At 45.5% G+C, this 26,384-nt stretch carries 26 protein-coding genes; 15 read left to right on the top strand and 11 right to left on the bottom strand.

All coding sequences use genetic code 11. The features are described from left to right. Positions 1-536: 536 nt before the first annotated feature. From P2W76_RS12160 to P2W76_RS12150, 3 genes are all read right to left on the bottom strand, one after another. Complete coding sequence (locus P2W76_RS12160) at positions 537-1,553, bottom strand: LacI family DNA-binding transcriptional regulator (protein WP_276348097.1); 1,017 nt, start codon at positions 1,551-1,553, stop codon at positions 537-539. A 100-nt stretch (positions 1,554-1,653) separates the two neighbouring features. After that, entirely contained in the window at positions 1,654-3,759 is a 2,106-nt protein-coding gene (locus P2W76_RS12155; RefSeq protein ID WP_276348096.1) for a hypothetical protein, read from the bottom strand. Between the two features lie 37 nt (positions 3,760-3,796). Next, on the bottom strand, positions 3,797-4,426 hold the full coding sequence (locus tag P2W76_RS12150) for a DUF6266 family protein (RefSeq protein ID WP_276348095.1): 630 nt from the start codon (positions 4,424-4,426) through the stop codon (positions 3,797-3,799). A 269-nt stretch (positions 4,427-4,695) separates the two neighbouring features. Between P2W76_RS12150 and P2W76_RS12145 the strand changes: the two genes are divergently transcribed. Next, positions 4,696-5,583 carry a dienelactone hydrolase family protein gene (locus P2W76_RS12145; protein ID WP_276348094.1) on the top strand — a complete coding sequence of 296 codons (888 nt, stop codon included), beginning with the start codon at positions 4,696-4,698 and terminating at the stop codon, positions 5,581-5,583. Positions 5,584-5,623: 40 nt separating this feature from the next. Here the strand turns inward: P2W76_RS12145 and P2W76_RS12140 are convergent, their stop codons facing one another. The 3 genes from P2W76_RS12140 to P2W76_RS12130 form a co-directional block, all read right to left on the bottom strand. After that, a complete protein-coding gene (locus P2W76_RS12140) occupies positions 5,624-6,340 on the bottom strand; it encodes a cupin domain-containing protein (protein ID WP_276348093.1) in 717 nt (238 codons plus the stop codon). A gap of 471 nt (positions 6,341-6,811) precedes the next feature. Beyond that, positions 6,812-7,843, bottom strand: a complete 1,032-nt coding sequence (locus P2W76_RS12135) for a sterol desaturase family protein (RefSeq protein WP_276348092.1) — start codon at positions 7,841-7,843, stop codon at positions 6,812-6,814. 39 nt (positions 7,844-7,882) lie between these two features. Continuing rightward, positions 7,883-8,809, bottom strand: coding sequence for a sugar phosphate isomerase/epimerase (locus tag P2W76_RS12130; protein WP_276348091.1), 927 nt, complete (start codon positions 8,807-8,809; stop codon positions 7,883-7,885). Between the two features lie 215 nt (positions 8,810-9,024). Here P2W76_RS12130 and P2W76_RS12125 point away from each other — a divergent pair, with 215 nt between their 5' ends. Continuing rightward, the gene (locus P2W76_RS12125) at positions 9,025-10,449 is read left to right on the top strand and encodes an MATE family efflux transporter (protein WP_276348090.1); all 1,425 of its coding nucleotides are present in this window, start codon (positions 9,025-9,027) and stop codon (positions 10,447-10,449) included. A gap of 135 nt (positions 10,450-10,584) precedes the next feature. On the opposite strand, the gene P2W76_RS12120 is transcribed toward P2W76_RS12125, so the two are convergent. After that, positions 10,585-11,334 (bottom strand): hypothetical protein, encoded by a 750-nt coding sequence (locus P2W76_RS12120; protein WP_276348089.1) that lies wholly within the window; start codon positions 11,332-11,334, stop codon positions 10,585-10,587. 106 nt (positions 11,335-11,440) lie between these two features. Then, a complete protein-coding gene (locus P2W76_RS12115; RefSeq protein ID WP_276348088.1) occupies positions 11,441-11,614 on the bottom strand; it encodes a hypothetical protein in 174 nt (57 codons plus the stop codon). A 225-nt stretch (positions 11,615-11,839) separates the two neighbouring features. Between P2W76_RS12115 and P2W76_RS12110 the strand changes: the two genes are divergently transcribed. The 4 genes from P2W76_RS12110 (at position 11,840) to P2W76_RS12095 (ending at position 14,586) form a co-directional block, all read left to right on the top strand. Beyond that, positions 11,840-12,673 (top strand): hypothetical protein, encoded by an 834-nt coding sequence (locus P2W76_RS12110; RefSeq protein ID WP_276348087.1) that lies wholly within the window; start codon positions 11,840-11,842, stop codon positions 12,671-12,673. A gap of 4 nt (positions 12,674-12,677) precedes the next feature. Beyond that, entirely contained in the window at positions 12,678-13,265 is a 588-nt protein-coding gene (locus tag P2W76_RS12105) for a hypothetical protein (protein WP_276348086.1), read from the top strand. Between the two features lie 88 nt (positions 13,266-13,353). Further along, complete coding sequence (locus P2W76_RS12100; RefSeq protein WP_276348085.1) at positions 13,354-13,815, top strand: hypothetical protein; 462 nt, start codon at positions 13,354-13,356, stop codon at positions 13,813-13,815. A 210-nt stretch (positions 13,816-14,025) separates the two neighbouring features. Continuing rightward, positions 14,026-14,586, top strand: coding sequence for a type 1 glutamine amidotransferase domain-containing protein (locus P2W76_RS12095; RefSeq protein WP_276348084.1), 561 nt, complete (start codon positions 14,026-14,028; stop codon positions 14,584-14,586). Positions 14,587-14,652: 66 nt separating this feature from the next. On the opposite strand, the gene P2W76_RS12090 is transcribed toward P2W76_RS12095, so the two are convergent. Continuing rightward, on the bottom strand, positions 14,653-15,534 hold the full coding sequence (locus tag P2W76_RS12090) for a DMT family transporter (RefSeq protein WP_276348083.1): 882 nt from the start codon (positions 15,532-15,534) through the stop codon (positions 14,653-14,655). 270 nt (positions 15,535-15,804) lie between these two features. Between P2W76_RS12090 and P2W76_RS12085 the strand changes: the two genes are divergently transcribed. The 8 genes from P2W76_RS12085 (at position 15,805) to P2W76_RS12050 (ending at position 24,461) form a co-directional block, all read left to right on the top strand. After that, positions 15,805-15,996, top strand: a complete 192-nt coding sequence (locus tag P2W76_RS12085; protein ID WP_079704009.1) for a cold shock domain-containing protein — start codon at positions 15,805-15,807, stop codon at positions 15,994-15,996. A 123-nt stretch (positions 15,997-16,119) separates the two neighbouring features. Next, entirely contained in the window at positions 16,120-16,572 is a 453-nt protein-coding gene (locus P2W76_RS12080; protein ID WP_276348082.1) for a cold shock domain-containing protein, read from the top strand. A 159-nt stretch (positions 16,573-16,731) separates the two neighbouring features. Then, positions 16,732-18,294 (top strand): serine hydrolase, encoded by a 1,563-nt coding sequence (locus P2W76_RS12075; protein WP_276348081.1) that lies wholly within the window; start codon positions 16,732-16,734, stop codon positions 18,292-18,294. Positions 18,295-18,310: 16 nt separating this feature from the next. Further along, on the top strand, positions 18,311-19,351 hold the full coding sequence (locus P2W76_RS12070) for a DUF1611 domain-containing protein (protein WP_276348080.1): 1,041 nt from the start codon (positions 18,311-18,313) through the stop codon (positions 19,349-19,351). After that, positions 19,348-20,412 carry a dipeptide epimerase gene (locus P2W76_RS12065; protein ID WP_276348079.1) on the top strand — a complete coding sequence of 355 codons (1,065 nt, stop codon included), beginning with the start codon at positions 19,348-19,350 and terminating at the stop codon, positions 20,410-20,412. The genes P2W76_RS12070 and P2W76_RS12065 overlap by 4 nt, the downstream gene beginning before the upstream one ends. A 3-nt stretch (positions 20,413-20,415) precedes the next feature. Then, the gene (locus P2W76_RS12060; protein ID WP_276348078.1) at positions 20,416-21,783 is read left to right on the top strand and encodes an amino acid permease; all 1,368 of its coding nucleotides are present in this window, start codon (positions 20,416-20,418) and stop codon (positions 21,781-21,783) included. Between the two features lie 67 nt (positions 21,784-21,850). Next, positions 21,851-23,032: a cystathionine gamma-synthase family protein gene (locus P2W76_RS12055; protein WP_276348077.1), complete on the top strand. Its 1,182-nt coding sequence runs from the start codon at positions 21,851-21,853 to the stop codon at positions 23,030-23,032. Positions 23,033-23,306: 274 nt separating this feature from the next. Then, positions 23,307-24,461: a serine hydrolase domain-containing protein gene (locus P2W76_RS12050; RefSeq protein WP_276348076.1), complete on the top strand. Its 1,155-nt coding sequence runs from the start codon at positions 23,307-23,309 to the stop codon at positions 24,459-24,461. Between the two features lie 91 nt (positions 24,462-24,552). Here the strand turns inward: P2W76_RS12050 and P2W76_RS12045 are convergent, their stop codons facing one another. Next, entirely contained in the window at positions 24,553-24,981 is a 429-nt protein-coding gene (locus P2W76_RS12045) for an SRPBCC domain-containing protein (RefSeq protein WP_276348075.1), read from the bottom strand. A 6-nt stretch (positions 24,982-24,987) separates the two neighbouring features. After that, complete coding sequence (locus P2W76_RS12040; RefSeq protein ID WP_276348074.1) at positions 24,988-25,323, bottom strand: metalloregulator ArsR/SmtB family transcription factor; 336 nt, start codon at positions 25,321-25,323, stop codon at positions 24,988-24,990. Between the two features lie 193 nt (positions 25,324-25,516). Between P2W76_RS12040 and P2W76_RS12035 the strand changes: the two genes are divergently transcribed. After that, entirely contained in the window at positions 25,517-26,290 is a 774-nt protein-coding gene (locus P2W76_RS12035; RefSeq protein WP_276348073.1) for a ThuA domain-containing protein, read from the top strand. The last annotated feature ends 94 nt before the right edge of the window (positions 26,291-26,384 follow it).

Here is a 26,384-nt window from a genome sequence, read left to right as displayed (position 1 = left end):
TCTTAATTCCGGATACACTTAGTGTTAAAGGATTTTGCTTGCCGACCCCCAGAGGTGCCCGCCCGGATGAACACCGTTCGGACGGGGTCGCATGTTTATAGTAACCGATATCTCCGACAAATCGACCCCGAAAGGTGGTCGCATGTGCGAATTTCAATATATACGACCGCCTTCGGGTCGGGAAAGGGTTGGTATGAACTTTTCTATAAATATCTGACTCCCTTCGGGGTCAACGCCTGCTTCCCGGTTTGCTTTCTTAATTCCGGATACACTTAGTGTTAAAGGATTTTGCTTGCCGACCCCCAGAGGTGCCCGCCCGGATGAACACCGTTCGGACGGGGTCGCATGTTTATAGTAATTGATATCTCCGACAAGTCGACCCCGAAGGTGGTCGCATGTGCGAATTTCAAATATATACGACCGCCTTCGGGGTCAACGCCTGCTTTTATTGTTATTGAGCTTACTTTTTAAAAAGCGACTAAAAACACCCCACTGAAATCGTAAAAGCATTTCTATTAAGAATGTCAATTTTTACACTAGTAACTCCGCATTGTCGATTCCCTCGCGATCAGTTTCCCTGGCAGAATCACCTCATGAGGATGAAAGTATTTCTTACTTATATGTTTTAAAAGCAATTCGCAGCCAGTCCTTCCAATATCGAAGGCTGGTTCTGCAATTGTTGTTAACGAGGGGGAAATAAGCTCGCAGATAGGGTCATCTGTAAATCCTATTACACCCATTTCTCTTCCGATAGCAATATGTTTCTTTTTTAGTGCAAGCATAGCGCCTATTGCCTTCCTGTCATTGACCGCAAAAATTGCATCCGGCCTTTGTTCGCCTTTTAGCAGATGGATGGTATCAGTTTCACCACATTCCTGCGAAAACCCCGAATAAATAATCCATTCCTCCCTGGTGCTTATATTATGTTTTTTTAACGCATCCAGGTATCCGTTCAATCTTTTTTCTGTAAAGTCCAGTCCCTTCGGGCCTGCAATATGTGCGATTTTAGAATAACCTTGTTCAATTAAATGTTCTACTGCCTCAAATGCGCCGTTATAGTCATCCTGCATTATTTTTGATGTGTCAATATTACGGGCAACCCGGTCAATAAAAACGACAGGAGTGCCTTCATTTATTATCTCCTGGAAATGACCGCAGGAATCAGAGTTGGACGAAACGGATACCAGCAATCCATCAAGACTGGAAAGGGAAAGATTCCGAATAATGGACAGTTCCCGTTCCGGAGAATCGTTGGTGATATATAATATGATATTGTAATTGTTGTCATAAGCCACCTCCTGGATTCCAGTTATCACCGTTGAGAAATAATAGTTGGTAATGAAAGGCAATACAACACCGATGTTATGAGTGCTTCCCTGGGCCAGGCCTGTAGCATTGAAATTGGGTTTATAATTCAACTCTGCAGCCAGAGCAAGTATTCTTTCTTTGGTCTCTTTATTGACGTCATGGGTATCTCTCAATGCTCTTGATACGGTTGAGACCGATACATTCAAAATTTTGGCAATATCCTTTATTGTAACCGCATGAGCCATGAGTGCATAATACTTATGCCGAATATAATAAATTTACATGGCGGTAATATGGATAGTTACGTCTCGAAGTTAAATACCTATTTGCTCAGTAATTCAGCGATCATTTTTCAAGCATTCGATAATACCCCACGCCAGTTTCATCACCCGGACGGACTATGTCATATTTGCCGTCGCCATCTATATCCAGTACCTGATCTTTAATAGGTCTGGCCATTATTTCAGAACCTGTATACTGAAGAGCGATCTTACCTTTTGCCTTGCGGTAGATCCTTCCATTCCAGCCGGGGCTTTGAAGGCCGATGATTATTTCTTTCTCTTTATCGTTATCAAAGTCCACCACCTGCAAGCTAACATGACTGTTTATCCGCGGTTTAAAATCCGGGCCCAGCTCCAATAATTTCGGTGGCGATAATACAGGCATTCCCTCAGCATTATTTCCGCGGTTGATCATGTAGTAAATACCTCCGCCCGGGGCAGGATCGGATTTAATGCCAAGCTGATAGCTTATGCCACCAACCAGCAGGTCCTCCAAGCCGTCCTCATTCAGATCAAGGCTTGCAGCCACCGCACGGTTGTGGATCCTGATGGTATTGCCTGCCGAGTCTTTTAAAGGACCGGAGGAGTGGTAAATAAACTTGCCGGGCTTTGCCGTTGCAGGATCATCTTTCAAAAGATAAAAGAGCCCTTTGTCTGTGCCTGCTATAAGGTGATTACGACCAGACTTATCAAAGTCCCAGCGTGTAATTCTGTGATAACCCCATTCCGGCGACAATTGAGGGTCGGTTTCTCCTTCCACGCGGAACACGCCATTTTGATCCATTAACTGAAGCGAATCGGTATAACGCAGGCGTATACCATGGGGAGTTTTATCAAGAGGTATAAAATTCCAGGACTTCCCGGCAAAATGAACGATATATCTTTTTCCCTGTTTATCAGTAAGCATATCGTTGAAAGCATAGAATGACCCGGTAGCATCCGGCCCGCTCATCCAGCTGCGGAATGTTAAGCGCGGCAAACCTCTTTCCCAGCCAGAGTTTTCGATCACAGCAAGGTAATTGTCGGTAGCCAGCAGCAAATCGTTCCTGCCTTTATTTTCGAACAACGTGAGTATTGCATGAAAGTTAAGCCTGGATTTATCCAGCCCGGCAATATGTATTTCGCCCATATTTCTGAACACAGGCTTGCGTTCACTAAGTGAATTAACCCGTTTCAGAAAAAAGAATTGCTGACGGGAGGAGCCGGCTATAATTAGCAAACCAGGATTACACGACTCGTCAGGATAAACGATAGGCCGGGTATTTGCGCCTTTGAAAATAAGTTCCTCTGCTTTTCCTGTTCCCAATAAGAACGGTTGACCGGATTCATCTGTTATTTTCTCTGCGGGTTTAACATAATCGAGGCCAAGGTCTTTCTGATACTGACTTCCTGCCTTGTGAATGCTTTTTTCCTTACGGTATTTTATGCCTTTATACGATGGACGTCCACTGCCATCAGATAGATCAGGAAGCCACCAAAGATTACCTCCCCAATCGCCAATAATCAGGTCTCTGTGTTTAGACGCCGGGTAACTATAGACCTTCGGATAGGTGTAATTATAGTATTGCGCATCAATATACCCGCCCAGGTCGTCCTGTTCAGGGTAGTTTGGATTTTCGTAAGGGACATTGAAAGGGAGACCATTTACCGGGTCCCGCAGAACTTCTGCCTGCGATTCTTCATACCTCGTATTAGGAAATACCCCTGTCCCGGGCATAAAATAGAGAAAACCATCCCGGTTGGAGGCGATGAGATCTGTTACGCCGTCTTTATTCCAATCCAAGGGCTGAAACAACAGGATGCCGGCTTTTCCAACAAGCTGAGATGGCTTGAAAAGGTCTTTTGAAGAAAAGCTATTGGACTGAAATATATGCAGCCCATCCCAGATGCGGCTTATCATGAGATCCTGCGAAGTTTTGCCCGACGCCCTAACCAGGCTCATATCCATTACCATACCCAATGATACCGGACCGTTATCCCACTTTAATTCAATCGGAGGACCTTGCTTGAAATTGAGCATAGGGCCACTATCGGTTAAGATAATAGTATCCCTTGTATTGCCGGAGGCTGACACCCTGTTAACCAGGCCTCCACAGAAACTTACTGATACGCATAAGACGATAAGCGCTTTGATCCCCGGACCGCATGCTTTGGTAATAGTTTGATTCATTTGCCGGGGCATTGATCTGTATGTGACGAAAATCCGCTTAAAACTCAAACTTCCCAAAATGCACACTATCCGATTGCCGGCTTCTGTCTGCAGCAATAAACCCCGCATAAGCATGAAAGGTCTTACCAATAGGGTTACCAACACTCAAAAGCTGCTCACCGGAGCTTCGGTCTTTCCCATAAACTTTCCCGTAAGCTTGCCCGTTTTCTATATCGTAGACCAAAACTATTAACTGATCATACCCATGTGTTTCCCACAGCGAAGGTGTCCAGGCAAAACGAAAAATATCAGGTTCTTGAAACGTACATTCTAAATTTTCAGGTAATGGCAAGGTTCCTGAACTGATCCTGACGAGGGCGGGGTCAATAACTATTTGATCATCAATGACCTTAAGGGCATTCTTCATCAGGTACGATTTGGCTGCTACGAAACCTTGAAACCGTTCATTGTAACCTCTAAACCCTGCTCTGACAAAAATTGTAAGAGGGTGCAGCCACTTCTGCGCAACTGCGAATTTTTTTTGATTGAACGCTTCCTTTTCTGTTGGAGGCTTGGTTCTCAGCTTGTATAACCCTTTGATATAGCCAACACCGTTGACTGTATAGCCGACAAAACTTCCTGCTTTGCCTATGAAAGGCCCGTTAGGCCCGTTTATTAATCTTCCCATATGACTTGGGGGTTAATTGTATCCTTAATGTAGGAGATTTCCAGGATAAATCAAAATTAAAATAAAAGTAAACACTAATTAAACACGTAAAAAACAGGGATATATCCGGCATTCATCCGGGTTTAGTCCGCGTTTAGTCCGGGTTTAGTCTGTGTTTATATAAATAATTTCTGCCTGAATTTACCCTAGAGATAGGAACGTATAGCCGGAGTGGCTATAGGACATGATTCCTCGGAATTTCGTTTGAATTTTAATAACTTAGTAAGACTATGAACGAAATCAAAAAAGAAGATATCAAACAGGAAGTGTTTGACCTTTACGACGATTATGCACATAGCCGGATCGATCGCCGCTCATTTATGCAGGAGTTATCCGTTTATGCGGTGGGGGGACTTACCCTCACATCTTTGATGAGCTTCCTCATGCCCGATTATCAGGGTAATATCCAGGTCAAACCGGATGACAAGCGTCTGAAGTCCGGATATATTAATTATTCTTCGCCAAAAGGCGGCGGCACAATCAAAGGGCTATTATCAAGACCTGCTAAAGGAAAGAAGCCGCTTGGCGGTATCGTTGTTGTTCATGAGAACCGGGGCCTGAACCCTTACATCGAGGATGTTGGAAGACGAGCGGCGCTTGCAGGTTTTATTTCGCTCGCGCCTGATGCGTTAACGCCGCTGGGTGGTTATCCGGGTAACGATGATGAGGGCCGGACCATGCAGGCTAAAAGAAATGGTGCAGAAATGCTGGAGGACTTTATAGCTGCATTTGAATACTTGAAAAATCATAAAGATTGCAACGGCAAAGTCGGCGTGGTCGGATTTTGTTTTGGCGGCGCCATCAGCAATTCCATGGCGGTGAGGTTACCTGAACTGGCTGCATCGGTTCCGTATTACGGCGGACAGCCCGCTGTAGCCGACGTTCCGAAGATCCAGGCGCCCCTGCAATTGCATTATGCATCGCTCGATACCCGTGTTAACGCGGGATGGCCTGCTTATGAAGCGGCGTTAAAGGCCAATGGTAAAGAGTATGAGGCTTTCATATATGAGAATGCCAATCATGGTTTTCATAATGATACTACGCCGCGTTATGATAAAGCGGCTGCGGAACTTGCCTGGAAACGGACGATTGATTTTTTTGAGAAAAAATTGAAATAGGAGGTTCTTCGTAGTTCAGCGTGCCGGCACAAGGGAAGTGTCAGATCTTTAAGGCGAGCGTCAACAGGAATACGGATTCGCTGCGGGCAAAGACGCTGTGCGGTACTCCTGCCTGGAGTGTAACCATCTGGCCTTCATTAATATCTGATGACTTTTTTTCAGTTCGGAAGCTAATGCCGCCTTCGAGTACCTGCACACTTATAACCCCCGACGCGGTATGCGTTTTCATTTCCGCACCGTCATGCAATGCGATCATTACGATCCGCATATTTTCATTTTTGAATAAGGTGATGGCATTCCTGTCGCTGTTTTCCCAAGGTGCTTCATTTCTGATCTGTTGTTTTGTAGCTATCAGGTCAATCTCTATAAGTTCAGCATTTATAGGGCGGTCGCCTTCAGGGCGTTGTGGCGTGGCTTCATTAAATGTTATTTCGCTGTCTGTATCTGCTGAGTCTTCCCTTGTCCGCAGCGCGTTGACCATCTCGTCGGTCATTGGATCGCTGTAAACTCCATATCCATTGACTAATACGCCTTTCACATCATTCTTTAAAGACGAAATTGCATAAACGATAGCCTGGTCGCCCGGATCCGTGGAACCTTCAAAACGGTAATGTCTGTCTACGACAAATTCGTCGGGATGCAGTTCGAGCGAGTTGCCATGGCAGATCAGACAATTATCACCTACGTTAAAATCTGTTGTATAACCCCGTTCTTTCAATTGGTTTAAAACTTCGCTAAGTGTGGTAAGTGTATTCATACGTATCGTTTAAGGGTTTGGATAAGATTTTTGTTAGTATAACATCGGATAACTTGAATGGTTCATTAAAAAGGGTTACGGGGCGCTAATCGTCCGGGCAACCGCCGCATTCATATGCGGATTTCAATACATCCTTCCAAACGAAAGTAATGACTGCGAACCAATAAAAAAGTGATGCCTGTTACTAAGTTTATTGATCCAGCACAGGGTTGAAACTGCATACTGATATTTTAGTTAGGGATTGAGAAGTTGGAATATGATTCTGGGAATTACAGCTGCCTACTATCATAGATAGCCACCCTGAAGGTGCCCGCCCGGATGACTATTACGGGCCCTGCTTTCCAAAAAAGCTTATAGGGTTTTGTCCATTTCTTATTAATTCAAAATTCGGGACCGGGATGTCGTATGCTTCTCTGTTTTTGAATTTATATCTTCAATCAGTGGTGGCCGCCTTGCTGATACAGGAAGTTGTTAAGCAGTTGCCCTGACGGTGCTAACAGCCTCTACATCTTTGATGATATTTTCTTCTTCGATAAAAGCATCGCGTACCGTTTTTGCGGTTTTGTGATTACCATCAGGACTCCATCCCGGTGGCATGACGATATAAAGGAGCTTGCTTTTAAAATCCGGTGCAGATGCGATATCCCGGCCAAGGCAAACAAATTCGCCGAAATATACATCCCATAAGCTGTTTGGGTTCATTTCCCTGGTGATGCCATATTCTATGTTAATGTCCCGGCGCTCATTCTGATAGGTGTGGAAGATACGGTCCCAGATATTCAGCAGGTTGCAGAAATTAGTATCCATGTACAAGGGATTCTTTGCGTGGTGGACGCGGTGGTGCGAGGGTGTCAGCAGCAGGTTATTTAAAAAACCGAGCCTTCCATCCCTGATCACATTTTCGCCGATATGAATGAAGGAACCCCAGAAGCCATCAACAAACATGATGAAGAATAACAGGGCTGGGTTTACCCCAAGCAATATACATATCGATGTTCTTATAACATCTGCATAAGGTGCTTCGAGGAAGAAGTGCGCAAAGTTCACGGACAGGTTCATCTGTTGGGGTGCATGGTGGGTAGAATGGAGGCACCACAGGATCCGCACCTTGTGACCGAAATAATGGTAAGCAAAATGGGCAAGCTCCCAGACGATGTATCCGTAGATCAGCCAGTACCAGGTAAATGTCGTGGTAATGATGGCGTAGGGTTCTAATAGCCCGATGCAGAAAGCAACTGCCGCGATTGATATAAACCGGGAAATGAATCGGTTCAGGATAAACACCAGGAATGGGATTTTATATTCATCGATCTTAAACCGTTTATAGAAGGCGGCCCTGATGATTTCAAGTAACAACAGCAGCGGAATAATCGGACCCATCAGGTGCCGTATTCCTTCGAAGGTCGATAATACGCTATAGTCGCCGGATTTTACTATTTGGATGATACCGCCGATACCAAAGAAGCCTGTCAGCTCTTCATAAAGTGTCTGTAAAATGTTCATGGTATTCATATTTGTTTGTCAAATTCCATAGGGTATTACTTACAAGTATCGTTTTTTCCACGCCTGCATCATAAACACATTAATCGCCCATTGATCTGCTACCGGTTTATTAGTGAACGGGATGGTGGGCATATAAGAGGGCGGGCCAAATTCTGTCAGCATGGTTAGTGTTTTACCTTCGGCTTTTTTGAGAGCCACCAGGCTATCCCACCAGGCGAAATGTGCTTCCACAGCCGGCTGCCATTCAGGCGCACGTGGATCGCCTACCTGCGGGCCTTCGGCGTGACCTACCCGTGAGTGTACGTGATCGGTGCGCGAAATGGCTAAAGCAACGGTTTCGGCCTGGTCTTCCAGCAGGCTCTCACTCACATTGCACCAGTGAGAGATGTCGAGAGTTATTCTCAGATCCGGGTTTTGTTCCAGATAAAGGCGTGAGGCAGGAGCTGAATAGAGCATCCGCGACCGGTGGGTTTCATGATAAATAGGTACTCCTGTTTCCCGGGCATACTTAATTGTGAAGTCAATGAACTTCTTATTGTCCTCATAGCTGAAGAAATCTTTGCCGGAGTGAACATTGACATACAGGGGTCGTTGCGACTGATGTTCGACGGCTTCACGGAGAACCTTCTGGAACGTGCTGAAGTGTGCCGGCAAAGCTGGCTCGTCGCCCCGGCAAAGAAAGCCCACTTCTAACTCGTATTTGCTTAATGCTGCAAAAAGCTCCCGGGCTATATCGGGCGACCAAAGGAGCTCTATACCATCATATCCGTCGGCTTTTGCCTTTCTGCAGAACTCTGTCACTGAACCGCTGAAGCCCCAATAAGGTGCCATGATCTTTAAGCCGAATCCAGCGGATGGTTTCTGAACGGCAGCAACTGATGAGGCAAAGCCTTCAAGTGAACTTAAAAATAAAGCTGTCGTAACTGCAACGCTCCTTTCTATAAAATTCCTCCGGTTATACGGCATGACAGATAGTACTTTAAATAATTAAAGTACAAAATTTTACTTCGCTCAGCTGTTTATTTTTATAAATATTTCGGGGATCAGATTGTCGCGTACGCCCCTCCTTTTTGTCGTAACTCGTACCCCTGGTCTCTTCCAGGTTTACTACTTTTATGACAGATATGATCTATGAAGATTTAATAGGTCACTGTTTTAACATAAATCGTATATAATACCTTATGAACGGAGTTGAACATAGCCCACCTGCCCTTGATCCTAAAGTTTCGGTCTGGCAGCATATAAAAAATGCCCTTGCCGGCACCGAAGCAGATTATACTTCTATCCCGCTGAAGAAGGCGATCTTCCTGCTGGCTGTGCCGATGATCCTGGAGCTGATAATGGAGTCGACTTTTGCAGTCGTGGATATCTATTTTGTAAGCAAGCTTGGTGCCTCGGCGGTTGCCACGGTAGGATTGACGGAAACTTACCTTTTTCTTTTGTACTCTATCGCCATGGGACTAGCTATGGCAGTGACCGCGATCATTGCACGCCGTATCGGTGAAAAGAACAGGGAGAGCGCATCGACTTCTGCTATACAGTCGATCATTCTGGCTATTATGGCCTCGGTGCCTTTTTCGCTTGCCGGGATATTTTTTGCCAAGGATCTGCTGGCATTAATGGGAGGCGACCAGTGGGTTATTGACCACGGCTACCGGTACACCCAATGGATGCTGGGCGGGAATGCCGTTATTATGCTCCTGTTCGTGATCAATGCGGTATTTCGGGGAGCAGGGGATGCGGCGATCGCTATGCGGGTCCTGTGGATCTCGAACGGGATCAATATCATCTTATGCCCGGTGCTTATCTCAGGGTTTGGGCCGGTACCTGCGCTCGGAATAGAAGGGGCAGCGATAGCCACCAATATTGGCCGCGGCATCGGTGTGCTAACCCAGCTTTGGTTCCTTTTTAAAGGTAATAAACGCATCCGGGTAAAACTTTCCGAATTTTACTGGGATGCGAAAAGCATGCTGGGTATCCTGCGTACGTCACTTGGCGGCATTGGCCAGATGATCGTGGCCATGACTTCCTGGATTTTCATTATGCGAATCCTTGCCGAGGTAGGGAGCGAAGCTGTGGCGGGCGCCACAATCGCGCTAAGGGTTATGATGTTTACCATGATGCCAGCGTGGGGGCTTTCTAATGCAGCAACTACCCTGGTCGGGCAAAACCTCGGTGCCGGTAACCCCGGCCGGGCGGAATCGGCCGTCTGGACGACGGGTAAATATAATATGGTTTACCTGCTGATTGTGTCGGTGGTGTATTTTATTTTTAACGATTCATTGATGCGCATCTTTACGGATGACAGCAGGGTCATTGAGATTGGTGCTGAATGGCTGAGGATACTCTCATTTTCCTATTTCGTATACGGCTGGTGGATGGTTTCTACAGCGGCATTTAACGGATCCGGTGATACGAAGACGCCTACCTATATCAACCTCGTATTTTTCTGGCTGATACAGATCCCTTTATCCTGGTACCTGGCCATTTCTCTCGGCTGGCAGGAGTCTGGTGTGTTTTGGGCAGTGTTCTTCTCAGAAACCTCGGTCGGATTGTTCACCTTGTGGCTGTTTAGCAAGGGGAAGTGGAAGACGGTGAAGGTGTAGGGAGGTTTTAAGTTGTACGTGATACGTTATAAGTTATACGTCTGGGCGGATAAACTCTATTGTTTTAACTTCCGGCTCCTGCCAAGCTGGTACGGCGTTTAGTAAACTTACAACGTAAAACTTACAACGTATCACTCAAAAAGCCACTCCTGCGGATAACATCATGCCGCTTTTCCTGGGGGTGTCTGCGCTGATTATTTCAATCTGGGAGAAAGTCATTACGAGGTTCATATTCGAAGAAAGCTTAATCCCGCTATAGGCTAGGAAGGTGCCGGCTGCTAAATAGCCAGGATTACCGAAGATGCGGTTGCGGTCCCAAATGGAGGCGGATGCGACAAAACTTGCTTTCTGATATTGAACTTTGATGCGGTTTGTCCAATTGGCCCGGTTGGTTAACGCCAGGTTCTGCATTACTGCATCATTGCTGATCGAAAGGTTTTTAGCAAAGCGGTAGGAGATAGTCAGGTTGGTCAGAAAATCAGTACCCTCGCCTGCAATAGTCCCTATCTGGTTTAGCTGTGCCCCAGCCTGTGGACTGATCATGATACGCGGTCCTATGAAATAGCGTTTGTTGAGTACCACCAGTGCATAATTAAATGGTGCGTTGTGCTCTACGAGTTCGAATGATTTAAACAGCAGCGCTCCCCAATTCCCCCGCGTATTATCATAGGTCAAGCGCATATCAAACGAGGGCTTATGGTCGGAAACTACTCCGGTGAAATAATACATACTCCCGGTGTTGAAGAGGTTGGTGAGGGTGAACTTGCCTGTTTTCTTGCGTACACGGGAGGTGTCGGCTGGCAGGCTATTGGTTTGGGCAGCAGCAGAGGTGAAAGACAGAAAAATAACGAGAGCCAGCGTTAACTTTAAAATGATTCTATGCATTTATCCGGTGCCTGTTCCCAGACGAGGAATAAATATAAAAACAATAAATTTAGAACAAAATGCTTTCACACAGTTCGGAAAGGAATTCAGAATACGGGACTGTTCCTTAAGCTACGTGCTTGCGGTTCAGGTACTGTTCGATCTTAACCGGGTCGTAGCCTACGATTTCGATGGCTTCATTAACTCTCTCGCGCCTGATACGAAGTAATTCGTCATTTACAGAAGTTTCAATTTCCTCGCTGACCGCTGTTTTTTTTGGTGTGTTTCTTTTCTTTAGCATCGTAATAATGAATAAAATTAGTTTCTGTCACTGGTCATATTATACTAATGCGTAACAAAAAAGCTGCCATATTATCTAAATACGAAAAATGCAGTTCAACGGATTTTCCGCGAAGAAATACATTTCAAAAATTAATAATTTTTAACTTTAATAAAAGACGAAAACTGGTTAAGCTAAACTTAGGAGAAAATGAGCTTAACCGACTCTACCAAAACAAAAAATAAAATGAAAAAAGTATTTATAAGCCTGGGCATCATCCTGCTATTCCAGGCTTCTGCAAATGCGCAGTTTTTGAAAAAACTTCAGCAGAAGGCCGCCGACGCTGCTGAGAAAGTGATCGACAAAAAGATCGAGCAGAAAACCGATAAGCTGATCGGCGGAGACGGACAAAGCTCTTCTGATGGCAGCACGGCAAGTCCTTCGGGAACGAACACCGGTTCCGGGTCGCCGGCTGCGGGAAGCAGCAGCGGACGGATGCGAAACACCCAGGGCGCCGGATTGGTAACGACGCCCCCGGATGTAAAAGAAAACCTGAACAGTGCGGAAACTGCTTTTAAAGCTCAGAATTATGGTGATTCCCGTTATGCGATACAGCAGGCAATACTGGGAGTCGAAATGGAAATTGGCAACAAGCTTTTGAAGTCGCTCCCCGAAACTGTAGCAGGGCTGGCCAGGGAAGCAAATCAGGATCAGGTATCCAGCTCAGGATGGGGATGGGCCGGACTGAATATTCAGCGCACCTACCAATCGGATAGCAGGCAGTTCAAGTTCGCGATAGCTAATAACAGTATGTTATCTGCAATAAATCAATTTATTGTTAACGGCGCTTATGCACAGACCTCTACTAACGGTGAGCAGAAATGGAAGCAAATTATGATCAAAGGTCAAAAGGCGATTATAGAGTATGATGCATCAAGCGGATATAAGGTAAGTATACCGCTTGGCCAATCGTCGCTGCTTACCTATGAGGGGATCAATTTTGCCAATGAACAGGAGATGGTCGCTGCAGTGAGCCAGTTTAATATTGATGAAATTAAAAGAACTTTAGGCGAAAAATAAAAAAATGAGAAAGTTAACATTAACCCTTATGGGCCTGGCATTGAGCTATATTGCCAGCGGGCAGGACTTCAATGCAAACATTCAGACTGCCCGGCAGTCGTACAGCTCAGGTAACCTGGAAGGTTCACGTTTTGCTATGCAGCAGATGCTGCAGGAGCTCGATATTATCAGCGGCAAAGAAACCTTAAAAATATTGCCGGAAACATTGGGAGGTTTAAATGCGAAGATAGCCGAAGACGAGGTAAGTGGTGCAGCGGGTTTTGCAGGAGCTGTTATACACCGGGAATATGAAGCGGGTGATAAAAAGGCATCCCTGGAAATCATTAGTAATTCTCCTTTGATAAGTTCTATCAACGCCATATTAGCTTTGCCTTTCCTGGGAACCGGGTCAAATGGTGATCAGAAAGTAATAAAAGTTGACGGCTACAAAGCACTTATTCAAAGGGGTTCAGATACCGCAAATCCGGTTTATGAGATACAGGTGCCTCTCGGGTCGGCACTTATCACCGTAAAAACGGAGAACTATGCGGATGATATTATTAAATTGGCAAACAGTATCCCTGTTGCCCTGATCGCACAAAAGCTGAATTAAATTTTTAAAACTTCATCCCCGCTTCATCTTTGGCGTTGATATTGTATGTAATATATAAGCCACGAAGGCTTATGGTAATACATATTTTATGAAAAAGATCCTAATAGTGGTAGCCCTCTTTGCAGCAACGGGGACTATGAATGCGCAAGCGCAGTATCGGCAGACGCAATCTGTTTATGTTACCAACGACGGCCAGGTTTATCGTGATAACCGGGGAGACTACAGGTGGGAAATTCGCGAACGGCGCGTTTGGATACCTGAATACCGTACTTCCGGAATCTTCGGCATAGGAAGCCGCAGGGTACCGGGTCATTATGAAATGAGAGCTGAGCGGGTTAAAATTTACCTGGGTGGCAATAGATATAAGAAAGGCCATCCCCACGGCATGCCTCCCGGACAGCGTAAAAAAATGAACAGCTGGTATGACAACAGATATGATGATCGTTACGACAACAGATACGATGACCGTTACGACAATGGATACGATAGTCGCTACGACAGCAGATATGGAAAATCAAAAAAAGGTAAGGGGCGCGGGGACCGCGACTAAAAATCTGAAGTCATTGTAACGTCCTAAAATAGGTTGACTGTTTTTAGATGTACAAACATTGTTAAAAAGCTCAGACATCCACCAAAGATGTTTGAGCTTTTTTGTTGTATGATTTCAGTTTTAGTTCTTACAACTTACAACTTTTCAAAACATCTTTCCGGGCGCTCCTGTTAAATTAGGACAGAATTCATCAGTTTAAATGAAATCATTATGACTAATTTAAGTAATCGTAAAATAGCTATTCTTACAGAGAATGGTTTTGAAGAAACGGAGCTTACAAGTCCGAGGAAAGCTTTGCAAGAGGCGGGAGCAACGGTTGATGTGATATCCCCTCAAAAAGACAAAGTTATGGCTATGAAAGATCATCAGTGGTCGATCGAGATTGCTGTGGATAAGCATATTTCCGAAGCAAGTGCCGATGAATATGATGGCCTGATGCTTCCCGGCGGTGTATTTAACCCTGATCAGCTGCGAATGAATGAAGAGGCGCTTTCTTTTATCAAAGCTTTTTTTGATGCAGGTAAACCGGTAGCTGCCATTTGTCACGGTCCTCAATCTCTGATCAGCGCCGACGTGGTCAGGGGAAGGGAGATGACATCCTATCCGTCTATTCAGATAGACCTGGCAAATGCGGGCGCATTATGGGTGGACCGCGCGGTGGTGGTAGACCAGGGCCTGGTAACCAGCAGAAACCCGGGTGACCTTCCTGCCTTCAATAAGAAGATGTGTGAGGAATTTGCTGAAGGCGTGCATGAGGGGCAGCACTCTTAAAGTTGAAAGTTGAAAGTTGAGAGTTGAAAGTTGGGCTAGGGCGGGTTTCGGTGGCCGGTATTATTATTAGTGGGGGATTTGTGTTTCGGCTTTTTTGTCATTCCGTCTTTTAGTGAGCGCAGCGCCGGCGCTGGCTGAGATCACCAAAGCTATCGCCAGCCATTCATTGATCTTAAGGTGTTCTCCCAGGAATACCATTGCCGATAATGCGGCTATTGCCGGTTCCATACTCATCAGGATACTGAAGGTTTGAGCCGGCAATACTTTTAAGGCATTCATCTCAAGCAGGAATGGAATGGCACTTGATAATATGGCGATAGCACATAGGGCGAAGATCAAACCCGGGGTAAAGTTCTGCAAACCGGGCGAAGTAAAGCCAAAGGGCATAACGAGCAGGCTTGCAAATATCATCCCGACGGCCACGGCCTGATTGCCATCCATTATTTTGGAGACTTTGCCTCCAAGCAGGATGTAGGCCGCCCAGAACCCGCCAGCTAACAGAGCAAGTAAAGCACCGGTAATATCAATGCGATGCTCATTCCAGGGAGCTATCAGCGCAATGCCAGCTGCGGCAATTAAGATCCATACAAAATCAGATGCACGCCTTGAACTAAACACTGCGAGCAGGAGGGGACCGATGAACTCCAGCGTTACAGCCAGTCCTACAGGAATTCGTTCGATCGATAAATAGAAAATAAGATTCATCGCACCCAGAGAGAGTCCGAAGGGTATTACGGCTTTCCATTGTGCAGAGCTTAGCTTATCTAGTTGCGGCCTGAACATAAAAAGAAGAAACAGGGCTGATAACCCGATCCTGAACGTTGCAGTTGTTACAGCTCCCAATACAGGAAAGATGCTTTTAGCAATCGCGGCCCCGCCTTGAACGCTCACAATGGCTAATAACACGGCGGCTACTGGGGGAATGTTCGGAATTTTCAGGATTGTCATGAGGACTTATCGCCGTAAACTTAAGAAATTCTGCTGGCACTACAGATCCACATCTTGCAAGGGAGCATACAAGGAAATTAAACAGAGTGGATCTCAATCGGGTACTGACAGGCATTATTTTTTGCATCCGAATCTGGTTTCTGCATAGCGGGGTGCCAATAAAAATGTGCTTCTGCTCAACGCGACCAGTTAATTTATCAGTGTTTCTTGCTGGAAATTAGAATATTAAGGATTTTATGCGTATCTTGCCGACTTATTAAACACAATATAATGCAACAAGGAACAGTAAAATTTTTTAATGAAACTAAAGGTTTCGGATTTATTACACCTAACGATGGTGGAAGTGAAATCTTTGTACACACTTCAGGTCTGATTGACAACATTCGCGAGAATGATACCGTTCAATACGATGTAGAAGAAGGCCGGAAAGGGCTTAACGCGGTAAATGTAAAAGTAGCTTAGTATACTATATAATTATTTCGTGAAGCATTCTCCTTTTTGGAGGATGCTTTTTTATTGATGTATTTCTTTTCCACGGTAGAGTAAATACAATTATTAACTAAAAAAAGACTGTTAAATTAAACTATGGCCAGATCAACAGAGACATTCAACAAAAAAGAAAAAGAAAAAAAGAGATTAAAGAAGCAGAAAGAAAAGCGGGAAAAGGCAGAAGAGCGGAAAGATAATGCAGTAAAGGGGAAAACCCTTGACGAGATGATGGCTTACGTGGACGAGAATGGGAACATTACGTCAACTCCGCCGGATCCTGCAAAGAAAAAGACGATCAACACAGAGGACATACAGATAGCTATTCCCAAACAAGAGGCTATCCAGCCGGGCGACCTTATCCGGAAAGGAAAGGTAACTTTCTTTAACGAATCCAAAGGTTATGGATTTATCAGGGACTCAGAAACCCAGGAAAGCATATTTGTTCATATAAATGAATTGACGGAAGCAGTTGGCGAAAATGACAAAGTAACTTTCGAAATTGAGCCGGGCCAGAAGGGTATGACGGCCGTGAGGGTCAAAAAGATTTAAGGCTGAGATTTAATAATACATTATGCTTTCCAATTAAGGCAATATGATATTTGCAGAATAAGTGCCCGGGCTTTTTGGGGATCAAAATTATAATTAAAACATTACTTTAGAAAGCGGGAAGAAGCGAACCAGCCCGGTCATGTAATTAATGTAATCCTTATGTCTCTAAGATATATTCCAGCTTTAATTCTTTGTCTTTTAATATCCGTATCAGCGAAATCGCAGACCGGTCTGCCGCCCGGGCTGGACAAGTACATTGAAAAAGTCATTAATATTTTTGAGGTGCCCGGCTTAAGTGTATCCATAGTTAAAGATGGACAGGTATTACTGGCAAAGGGCTATGGTGTAAAAAAGATAGGAACGGATGATAGAGTAGACGGCAATACGCTTTTTTCAATTGCGTCCAATTCAAAAGCATTCACGGGGACAGCCCTTGCCCTGCTTGTAGAAGAGGGAAAGCTTAAATGGGATGACCGTGTTATCCAGCATTTGCCCTGGTTTAAGATGGCCGATAATTATATTACCACCAATCTTACGGTAAAAGATCTTTTGGTTCACCAGAGCGGTTTGCTGGCTTACTCAGGTGATCTGATGCTTTTCCCCCCATCGACCTTTACCCGCCGCGAAATTTTGGAGAAAGTTCAGAAACTTCCCCTGGTGTATGATTTCAGAAGCACCTATGCGTATGATAATATCCTGTATCTCGCATGCGGTGAAATAATAAAGACCGTAAGCGGGCTGGAATGGGAAGATTTTGTCAAGACGAGAATATTTGATAAAGTGGGAATGCCGGGCAGTGTTTCGCGTTACTCGGAGTTTGGCTCACAACCTAATATTTCATTTGCACACAACCGCTTAAACGGCAAAATCACACTTGTTGATGATTTCCTGGAGCAGAATACCGGCGACGCAAGCAATCCCGCGGGCGGGATCCTGTCTAATGCCAGCGATATTTCGAACTGGATGATCACCCAACTGGATTCGGGGCGTACACCAGGCGGTGGCCGGCTATTTAAGCCTGTAACAACAAGGCAGCTCTGGAATATTGTCCGGCCGATCCCCATCAGCAGGGTTGCGCCGGCATTAAAACCTTCGCAAATGGATTTCTGGGGCTATGCGCTTGGCTTCCGCGTGTATAACTACCAGAAATATAAGGTTGTTGGTCACGGCGGCAAACTTGCCGGTTTTGTTTCACAGGTAGCTATGGTTCCTGACCTGAACCTCGGAATAACGGTATTTACTAACCAGGAATCAACCGCCGCATATTGGGCTATCATCTATCATGTGCTTGATTTTTATGCTAAAAACGACAAGTTTGACTGGATCGGCGCATTTAAAGGCGAGCAGGACCGGGCCTTTGCAAGATTAAAGGAATCTCAGCAAAAAAATCTTGTTCCGGCAGATACAACCGGTAAATTTGATCTGTCGAATAGCAAGCTGGCAGGTGAGTATAGGGATGCCGTGTACGGAGATGTAACGTTGAAGCCTTCCGGCGATGGGATGAGCATGGAGTTTAAGGACCTTCCACATTTTAACGGAGAGCTTAAGTATTACCAGTATAACACCTTTATATCAACATTGAAGAACAAGAGCCTTAAAGGTGATGCCTACGTCACATTCTCACTTAATCCTGACGGTTCGGTAGATCAGATCAAAATGAAGATCATTGATCCCGACTCAGATCATACCTACCAGGATGTATTATTAAAACCTGTTAAATAATCAATAATTATACTAAATGATACCTAACGCGCTGGTGCTCACTGGAGGTTTGCTCCATACTTCTGACGCTAAAACTGCTCATGGACTGATCCGGGAGAGTAAGCGTTTTCAAATTGTCGGATTCGTAGATAGCGTAAATGCAGGCAGAGATGCGGGCGAGGTCCTTGATGGCCTGCGACGTAACCTGCCCGTGTTTGCTAGCCTGGAAGACGCCATGCAAACCAAACCTGACTACTGTATTGTCGGCGTTGCCACTACAGGAGGCATATTTCCGGAAAGCATGCTTACTGATATTAAAACAGCCATCAGAAATGGGCTGTCGGTGGTGAACGGGCTGCATGATTATTTGAATGACCGTCCGGAGATGCTTGAGTTGGCAAAAGAATATCATGTAGAACTGATTGATATCCGGCGCCCGAAAAACAGGGCTGATCTGCACTTCTGGACGGGCGAGATCAAAAAGCTTAAAACTCCGGTCATTGCCATGCTGGGCACAGACTGTTCCCTTGGAAAGCGTACCACGACACGATTCATTCTAAAGGCTTGCGCCGATCATAATATCCACGCGGAGATGATCTATACAGGTCAGACAGGCTGGCTTCAGGGCGGAAAATATGGGTTTGTGTTTGATTCCACCCTGAACGATTTTGTAGGGGGGGAGATGGAGCATGCGATCCTCACCTGTGTCCGTGAAACAGCTCCGGATGTGGTGCTTATTGAAGGACAGGCGGCTCTTAGAAATCCGAGCGGGCCCTGTGGTTCGGAAATGCTGATCTCAGGCAATGCAAAACATGTGGTATTGGTTCACGCGCCTAAACGTAAGTATTACGAGCATGATCCCGCCTGGGGAGCTATCCCCGGACTGACATCGGAGATCGAACTGATCCGTTTATACGGCTCGAAGGTTATAGCTATAGCTTTGAATACCGAAGATTGCAGTAAGGAAGAAGCAATAGCTTTTAAGGAAGAGTTTCACCGGAAATATAAATTGCCGGTAATGCTGCCGCTTGAGGAAGGCTGTGACGAATTGATTCCCCTGATCAAAGAATTGATATGAAGATCAGGTCCCTGAAAGCATACAAGAGATCGCTGGCACTCAAAAAGCCTTATACCATTGCCCGGGATACGTTTTACAATACGGAGAATATTTTTTTTGAAATCGAGCTTGCCAATGGCATGATTGGCCTGGGCGCTGCCTGTCCGGAGGGCGCAGTAGTAGGAGAGACGGCAGATGTGACCATCAAAAACCTGGAATCGGATGAAATCTCCGCATTAATAGGAAAGGATATCCGTGAATTCAAAGGTCTTATTTCTTCTGTTTCAGGATATTATGGTAGGTTTCCGGGCACAATGGCAGCGGTGGATATTGCGCTGCATGACGCTTTCGGGCAGTTTCTGGATATACCGGTGGTGGATTTCTACGGAAGGCAACATCAGAAAATGCTTACTTCTATTACGATTGGGATCAAGAATGTTGCAGAAACTATAGAAGAAGCAACGGAGTACTATAGCCAGGGATTTAAAGCGTTAAAAGTTAAAACAGGGCTTGATCCCCAGGAAGACGCCGAGCGTATTTTAAAACTGCGGGAGAGATTTAAGGACCATTTCAGTATCCGCGTTGATGCGAATACCGGCTACAATATCGATGAACTTGCGCAGTTCCTGGATCTTACAAAAGACTCGAATGTGGAGGTTGTCGAGCAGCCTTTCCTCCCCGGAAGGGATAAAGATCTCCTGGAATTTACTCCGGAATTAAGAAAGATATTTACTGCGGACGAATCGCTTACCAGCCCGGCAACCGCCCTTGCCCTAACGAAAGATATGCCCTACGGGATATTCAACATCAAGCTGATGAAATGCGGCGGTATCTGTCCGGCGTTGCAGATTGCTGATATTGCGAAGAATGCCACTATTGACCTGTTCTGGGGATGTAATGATGAGAGCCTGATCAGTATTACAGCCGCCTTGCATGCCGCACTATCTTGCAAGCATACGAAATTCCTGGACCTGGACGGTAGCTTCGATCTTGCCGAAGACCTTGCGGAGGGTGGATTTATTCTCGAAGACGGATACCTGATGACGAACAACAGAAGCGGATTTGGTTTAACGAAACTATAACAGATGGCGGCACCAGCATTAGACAGGACCATAACCAGGTGGCCGGCAATACTTCTTGTTGTCAGTGCGATCGTGGGCTCGGGGGTTTTTAAGAAGATCGCGCCCATGTCGGAAGCATTACACTCCTCCGGCTGGATACTTCTCTGCTGGCTTGTTGCCGGTATATTTAGTCTGATAGGAGCCTTATGTACGGCAGAACTTGCGGCTATGATGCCGGGCTCGGGGGGCGAATATGTCTATTTCAAGAAGATCTACGGTAAGTTCTTTGCTTTTCTGTACGGCTGGGGAAATCTGACCGTTATGAAGTCGGCGTCAATTGCAGCCCTCGCCTATATCTTTTCTGAATCGTTCCATAGCCTCTTTTCGATCCCGGTCTGGGATATTCCCGGCCTTGGTTTTTTAGGCGTGAATTCGGGTGCGAAGATCATTGCTTCGCTTCTTATTGTTTTCTTAAGCTTTATTAACCACCGTGGCGTTGTGTTTGGCGAGAGACTAAGCCGGTATCTCATTGCCGGTATTATCGTGGTTATACTTGGTTTTTGTGTCGCAGCACTGGGTTCGTCACAGGGCACTGCAAGCAATTTTACTGCGGTTTCCCATCCGCCGACGGGCTGGGCGCTTATCGCAGCGTTCTTTGCAGCATCTGTTAGCGCTTTTTGGGGCTACGAGGGCTGGAGCAACATCGGTTATCTCGGCGAAGAAGTAAAGCAGCCGCAAAAGAATATACCTATTGCGTTAACTGCAGGTACGTTTGGTGTGATCATTCTTTATCTGCTGGTAAATGCAGCCTACATATACATTATTCCTGTGGAACAACTGGCTGCTTTGAGTTCAATGACTAACAAGATTGCCGGTGTAGAAGTCGCCCGGGTGATCAGCGGAACCGGGGGAGCAATAATTTTGTCGGCTCTAATTGTGCTAGCGACATTCACCTGTACCAATAGCACGATCTTAATGTCCTCACGTATTATCTACGCCGTTGCCCGCGACAGATTATTTTTCAAAAACGCGGGCGAGGTGCATCCTCAATATCATTCACCGTCCCGGGCTTTATGGTGGCAATGTGGCTGGTCTATTGTACTGGTATGGTCAGGCAGTTTCGACCAGTTAACCGACTTGCTGATTTTTGCTTCATTCATTTTTTATGGCGCGACTGCTTTGGGAGTGATGGTGATGCGCTATAAATATCCTGATGATGAAAGACCCTATAAGGTAATAGCCTATCCGGTTTTACCTGTTATCTTTACCATGTTTTGTCTCACGCTGGTTATAGTAACCATCATTCAGAACCCTGTTCAGGCAGCTGTAGGTTTAACTCTTATTTTCTCTGGTGTGCCGGTTTATCTTTATTTTTCCGGGCGGAAAACGTAGAGGAATAAAGAACAAGGAATAAAGAACAAAGATCGTGGCTCTTTGCCTTTTAATTGAATAGAATAAAATGGAACAAAAAAAATTCTCTAAAGCAACAGATGCTGTTTGGGCAGGTGAAGATAGTCCTTTTTTCAAAGGTGCGGCAACAACGCCGATAGTTAACAGTGTAGCATTTGCATATACCGATCTCGAGGAATGGTATGATGTGTCTGTTGGTAAAGCTGAAGGATTTATTTACAGCCGTAACACCAATCCGACGGTGGCTGCGTTGGAAGAAAAGATCCGGGTCCTTGAAAATGCGGAAGCTGCGACATCCTTTGCTACCGGTATGGCAGCCATCAGTAATACCCTGTTCACATTCCTGAAGCCGGGAAAGCGGGTAGTGTCCGTTAAAGATACCTACGGTGGTACGAGCAAAATGTTCCTTGATTTCCTGCCGGCCTACCAGGTAGAAGTGAAGCTTTGTGAGACCGGCAACCATGAAGAACTGGAAAGGGAGATCGCTAAAGGATGTGACCTGGTTTACCTGGAGACACCAACCAATCCGACGCTTAAGATCATTGATATTAAACGGATTGCCGCCGCTGCCAGGAAGGCCGGCGCAATTGTGGTGGTCGATAATACATTCGCTACGCCGATAAACCAGAACCCGCTGGATATTGGCGCAGACCTGGTAATCCACAGTGCAACTAAATTTCTGAACGGGCATTCTGATGCCATGGGCGGTCTTGTTGCCGGAAAGAAAGAGTTGGTACGACAGGTTTTCCAATTCCGGGAGATAAATGGTGCAAGTTTGCAGGCAGACCCGGCTTACATGATCGCCCGGGGTATGAAAACCCTGGATCTGCGTATTTCAAGGCAGAACGATTCGGCTCTTACGATTGCCAGATATCTGAAGAGCCACCCTAAAATCAGCAATGTATTTTATCCCGGCCTGGAAAGCCATATTGGGCATGAAATTGCAAGGTCGCAGATGCGCGGGTTTGGCGGAATGCTAAGTTTCGTCATTGATGGCGGGTACGGTCTGGTAGAGAAGTTCCTGCCGTCGTTAAAGCTTGTTCATCTCGCCGCCAGCCTGGGTTCGGTAAGTTCACTGGCCGGCCCGCCCCGTACAACGAGCCACGTTGAATTAACTGCAGAGCAGCGCGCTTTACTGGGAATCCCTGAAGGTTTAGTCAGGTACTCGGTCGGGATTGAAAATGTAGATGACTTGTTGGGAGATCTGGAGCAGGGACTTGAGAAGTTGTAACTCAGGTTGTACGTTTTTGTCCGGGAGGAGAAGTTAAGTGCTGATATTTAATTTGAAATCCTAAATTCACATATATATATATAATCAGCAGTGCCCGGGGAAAGTTTGATATGGAATTCGATGAAGAGTTAGAAGGTTCCAGCGGAAGCTGGAACCTCATTCGGGAAAGATAGGGGTTTGCTTTTAACAACATCAATAAAAGTCCCATTGCAGCGATATAGTGAATGGATTGGACTAGACGATTAATTTTAACCGGACAGTAATATATATAACTATGAAGACTCAAATCTTTAGGTCATTCTTGGCAACTTCAGTGCTTCTTTTTATTTCTCTTTCGTCGTCTGCGCAATTCAGCAAAGCCGAGGAAGACATCAGAAAAATCATGAAAGACCAGGACATCGTGGGTATGTCGCTCGCGGTGGTTAAAGAGGGCAAGATCATTTACACGAACTCGTTCGGATATAAGGATATTGAAAGCAATACTTCTCTAAGTAATACAGACATCTTCAGGATCGCTTCGATATCAAAATCATTCTCAGCCACAGCAATTATGCAGTTGGTGGAGGCGGGGAAACTGTCGCTGGATGATGATTTCAGCAAGCTGGTTGGCTTTAAAGTGCGAAACCCGAATTTTCCCGATGCGGTAATTACCTTAAGAATGGTGATGTCGCATACATCGAGCATAAACGATAGCCAGGGTTATTTCAACCTGGACGTGATAAACCCTGACAAGAATCCCGATTGGGCAAAATGCTATAATAAATATGCCCCGGGGGCCGATTATCAATATTGTAACCTAAACTATAATATGGTGGGCACCGTAATTGAGCGGATATCCGGAGAGCGCTTTGATAATTATATTAAACGCCATATACTAAGCCCGCTCGGCCTTTATGGAGGCTATAATGTTGATTCACTGGATAAGAGCAGGTTCGTAACCCTTTACGAGCATGATGCAAAGAATAAGAAGTTTACTCCATCTCCCCAGGCATACGCGTCGCGCGGTGAGATCATTTCCAAGTATGTGATGGGCTATACCACCCCGGTATTTTCTCCCACAGGTGGGATGAAGATATCTGCTAACGATCTAGCAAAATATATGCGGATGCACATGCACCAGGGTAAATCGGATGGGGTGCGCATCATTTCAAAGAAGAGCTCGAGGGTAATGCAGACCAGGATCGCTAATGTGGAGAACTACGGACTGGCGCTCGGTATTAACCGGGAAGATATAATCCCCGGTGAGAAGATGACGGGCCATACCGGGTCATCCTACGGATTATATAGCATTATGTTCTTTAACCAAAAGAAGGATTTTGGCTTCGTGGTCATTGTAAACGGCAGCAGCACTGCAGGCCAGAACACTAAGGGACTGCGGACTATCATGTACAGAACTGTTAATAGTTTGTATGATAATCTGATTAAATAATGAGCTAGGCGTTATGAGGCTCAGGTGCAGCATTGATAACGTCTAACTCATAAGCAATCTGTTTCCCCTTCAGATCCTCGCGGATAAAGATTCAGTTTTCGACATAATTCTTCAGAGATTCACCCAGAATGGAGTTCCAGCCCCGGCTAAAGCTTGCTACCTCGAAGTTAGGGTCGCCGTTGGCGAATGTCTCTACTCCCTGGTGAGTAAGCCTTACCTTTGTGGTCGATTCGGTTTCTTTGAATAGCTCCCACGTTACTATAGAATGACCTGAATTATTTTCATAGGTCCACGTATGGCTCAGTTTGTTAGGTGCGTCAACCTCGATAACTTCACAGAGATGGACATATTGCACATGTTCATCACCGCCCACGAAGCTGAATTTAAAACCCTTTTCAGCTCTGAATTCTGAGAGGTCAAAATACCATTCCTTCATCTGGTCTTTGTTGGTAATGGCTTTCCACACCCGCTCTATCGGCGCGTGATATGTGCGTTCTACAATCAGTGGTTTTGTTTCCATTTTTTTTTACTTTATGTTAATATTCTCTTCCGGTTTATTTTCAAGAAAGTCGCCCAATGCATCCAATTTGCGGTTCCAGAATTCCCTGTAATTATCGAGCCACTTGTCTACTTCTTTTAATTTTTGCAGGTCGGCGCGGCAATACCTTTCCCTGCCTTCCCGGCGGATCGTAATTATTCCGCATTCGGTCAGGATCTTAATGTGCCGTGAGATTGCAGGTCTACTGACATCGAAATGGCCGGCTACTGCGTTCAAATTCAATGATCTGCGGCTTAGTAAATTAATGATATCCCTGCGGGTAGGATCGGCTATTGCCTGGAAAACATCTCTTCTTAGTTCCATTGGGTAACTATGTGGTTACCCAAATGTATATGTAATCATCCGGTTACGCAAATGTTTTTATCTTTTTTGGCTATGAGTCGTTTAAGAGCCTGGGTTAAGCAGCGGCGGCGATGAAATTTGATCCTGACTGTCCAATATTAAATCGTATTTTGGTTTACGATGAGGATGCCGGAGAAGACTTTACCGATCAAACATGAAACGATTACATATACTGTTGTATTTAATTACAATGCTTCTTGGGGATATTGCCAGAGCGCAGGAGAAAACGCCACGGTTTAAAGTATTGGCCATTGGCGAAAATGGCGGCCATCATATCCTGCATACGAAGGCAGCCAGGACCTGGCTTGATCAACTGGCTGCGGATAGTAACTTCACGGTCGATTATTATTCCAATTCGGCGCCGATAACGAAGAGCTTCCTGGAGGGATATCAATTATTTATCCAGATAGATTATCCTCCTTATGGCTGGAGCCGTGAATCCGAAGAGGCATTTATTGACTATATCGAAGAGGGCAGGGGTGGCTGGATCGGCTTCCATCATGCCAGCCTCTTAGGCACATTCGATGGATTTCCTATGTGGCAATGGTTTTCAGACTTTATGGGAGGGATCAGGTTCAAAAGCTATATTGCCGATTTTGCAGCTGCAACAGTAAATGTTGAACATCGGAGGCATCCGGTAATGAAAGATGTTCCGCCTTCTTTCCCGGTCTTAAGGGAAGAATGGTACACTTACACCAGAAATCCGAGGCTGAGCAAGGATATCAGGGTACTGGCGAGCGTAGATGAGAATACATATGTACCGGTACGTCACATTAAAATGGGTGACCATCCGGTGGTGTGGACTAATACAAAAATGAAAGCCCGGAATGTGTATATATTTATGGGACATGGTCCGGAGCTCTTTGTAAATCCTTCTTACACAAGGATGTATAGCAACGCGATTTTTTGGGCTGCGTCAAAGAAGTAATTGCACGGTATGGATTTAATAAGGGTGACTGACTCAAACGAAAACCGGCAAATGTGGTACAGCGCAGCGGTATTTTTCCGTTCATGCAAGATGT

The organism is Daejeonella sp. JGW-45 (assembly GCF_029360805.1).
Taxonomy (GTDB): domain Bacteria; phylum Bacteroidota; class Bacteroidia; order Sphingobacteriales; family Sphingobacteriaceae; genus Daejeonella.
This window is presented reverse-complemented; position numbering and strand designations above follow the sequence as displayed.

Excerpts from the sequence above, each read along its gene's own strand:
- P2W76_RS12050 (WP_276348076.1), top strand. The coding sequence starts at position 23,307 with ATGAAGACTCAAATCTTTAGGTCATTCTTGGCAACTTCAGTGCTTCTT.
- P2W76_RS12120 (WP_276348089.1), bottom strand. The coding sequence starts at position 11,334 with ATGCATAGAATCATTTTAAAGTTAACGCTGGCTCTCGTTATTTTTCTG.
- P2W76_RS12145 (WP_276348094.1), top strand. The coding sequence starts at position 4,696 with ATGAACGAAATCAAAAAAGAAGATATCAAACAGGAAGTGTTTGACCTT.
- P2W76_RS12155 (WP_276348096.1), bottom strand. The coding sequence starts at position 3,759 with ATGAATCAAACTATTACCAAAGCATGCGGTCCGGGGATCAAAGCGCTT.
- P2W76_RS12150 (WP_276348095.1), bottom strand. The coding sequence starts at position 4,426 with ATGGGAAGATTAATAAACGGGCCTAACGGGCCTTTCATAGGCAAAGCA.
- P2W76_RS12125 (WP_276348090.1), top strand. The coding sequence starts at position 9,025 with ATGAACGGAGTTGAACATAGCCCACCTGCCCTTGATCCTAAAGTTTCG.
- P2W76_RS12060 (WP_276348078.1), top strand. The coding sequence starts at position 20,416 with ATGGCGGCACCAGCATTAGACAGGACCATAACCAGGTGGCCGGCAATA.
- P2W76_RS12045 (WP_276348075.1), bottom strand. The coding sequence starts at position 24,981 with ATGGAAACAAAACCACTGATTGTAGAACGCACATATCACGCGCCGATA.
- P2W76_RS12115 (WP_276348088.1), bottom strand. The coding sequence starts at position 11,614 with ATGCTAAAGAAAAGAAACACACCAAAAAAAACAGCGGTCAGCGAGGAA.
- P2W76_RS12075 (WP_276348081.1), top strand. The coding sequence starts at position 16,732 with ATGTCTCTAAGATATATTCCAGCTTTAATTCTTTGTCTTTTAATATCC.
- P2W76_RS12130 (WP_276348091.1), bottom strand. The coding sequence starts at position 8,809 with ATGCCGTATAACCGGAGGAATTTTATAGAAAGGAGCGTTGCAGTTACG.
- P2W76_RS12105 (WP_276348086.1), top strand. The coding sequence starts at position 12,678 with ATGAGAAAGTTAACATTAACCCTTATGGGCCTGGCATTGAGCTATATT.
- P2W76_RS12035 (WP_276348073.1), top strand. The coding sequence starts at position 25,517 with ATGAAACGATTACATATACTGTTGTATTTAATTACAATGCTTCTTGGG.
- P2W76_RS12080 (WP_276348082.1), top strand. The coding sequence starts at position 16,120 with ATGGCCAGATCAACAGAGACATTCAACAAAAAAGAAAAAGAAAAAAAG.
- P2W76_RS12100 (WP_276348085.1), top strand. The coding sequence starts at position 13,354 with ATGAAAAAGATCCTAATAGTGGTAGCCCTCTTTGCAGCAACGGGGACT.
- P2W76_RS12135 (WP_276348092.1), bottom strand. The coding sequence starts at position 7,843 with ATGAACATTTTACAGACACTTTATGAAGAGCTGACAGGCTTCTTTGGT.
- P2W76_RS12160 (WP_276348097.1), bottom strand. The coding sequence starts at position 1,553 with ATGGCTCATGCGGTTACAATAAAGGATATTGCCAAAATTTTGAATGTA.
- P2W76_RS12065 (WP_276348079.1), top strand. The coding sequence starts at position 19,348 with ATGAAGATCAGGTCCCTGAAAGCATACAAGAGATCGCTGGCACTCAAA.
- P2W76_RS12040 (WP_276348074.1), bottom strand. The coding sequence starts at position 25,323 with ATGGAACTAAGAAGAGATGTTTTCCAGGCAATAGCCGATCCTACCCGC.
- P2W76_RS12085 (WP_079704009.1), top strand. The coding sequence starts at position 15,805 with ATGCAACAAGGAACAGTAAAATTTTTTAATGAAACTAAAGGTTTCGGA.
- P2W76_RS12110 (WP_276348087.1), top strand. The coding sequence starts at position 11,840 with ATGAAAAAAGTATTTATAAGCCTGGGCATCATCCTGCTATTCCAGGCT.
- P2W76_RS12140 (WP_276348093.1), bottom strand. The coding sequence starts at position 6,340 with ATGAATACACTTACCACACTTAGCGAAGTTTTAAACCAATTGAAAGAA.
- P2W76_RS12095 (WP_276348084.1), top strand. The coding sequence starts at position 14,026 with ATGACTAATTTAAGTAATCGTAAAATAGCTATTCTTACAGAGAATGGT.
- P2W76_RS12090 (WP_276348083.1), bottom strand. The coding sequence starts at position 15,534 with ATGACAATCCTGAAAATTCCGAACATTCCCCCAGTAGCCGCCGTGTTA.
- P2W76_RS12070 (WP_276348080.1), top strand. The coding sequence starts at position 18,311 with ATGATACCTAACGCGCTGGTGCTCACTGGAGGTTTGCTCCATACTTCT.
- P2W76_RS12055 (WP_276348077.1), top strand. The coding sequence starts at position 21,851 with ATGGAACAAAAAAAATTCTCTAAAGCAACAGATGCTGTTTGGGCAGGT.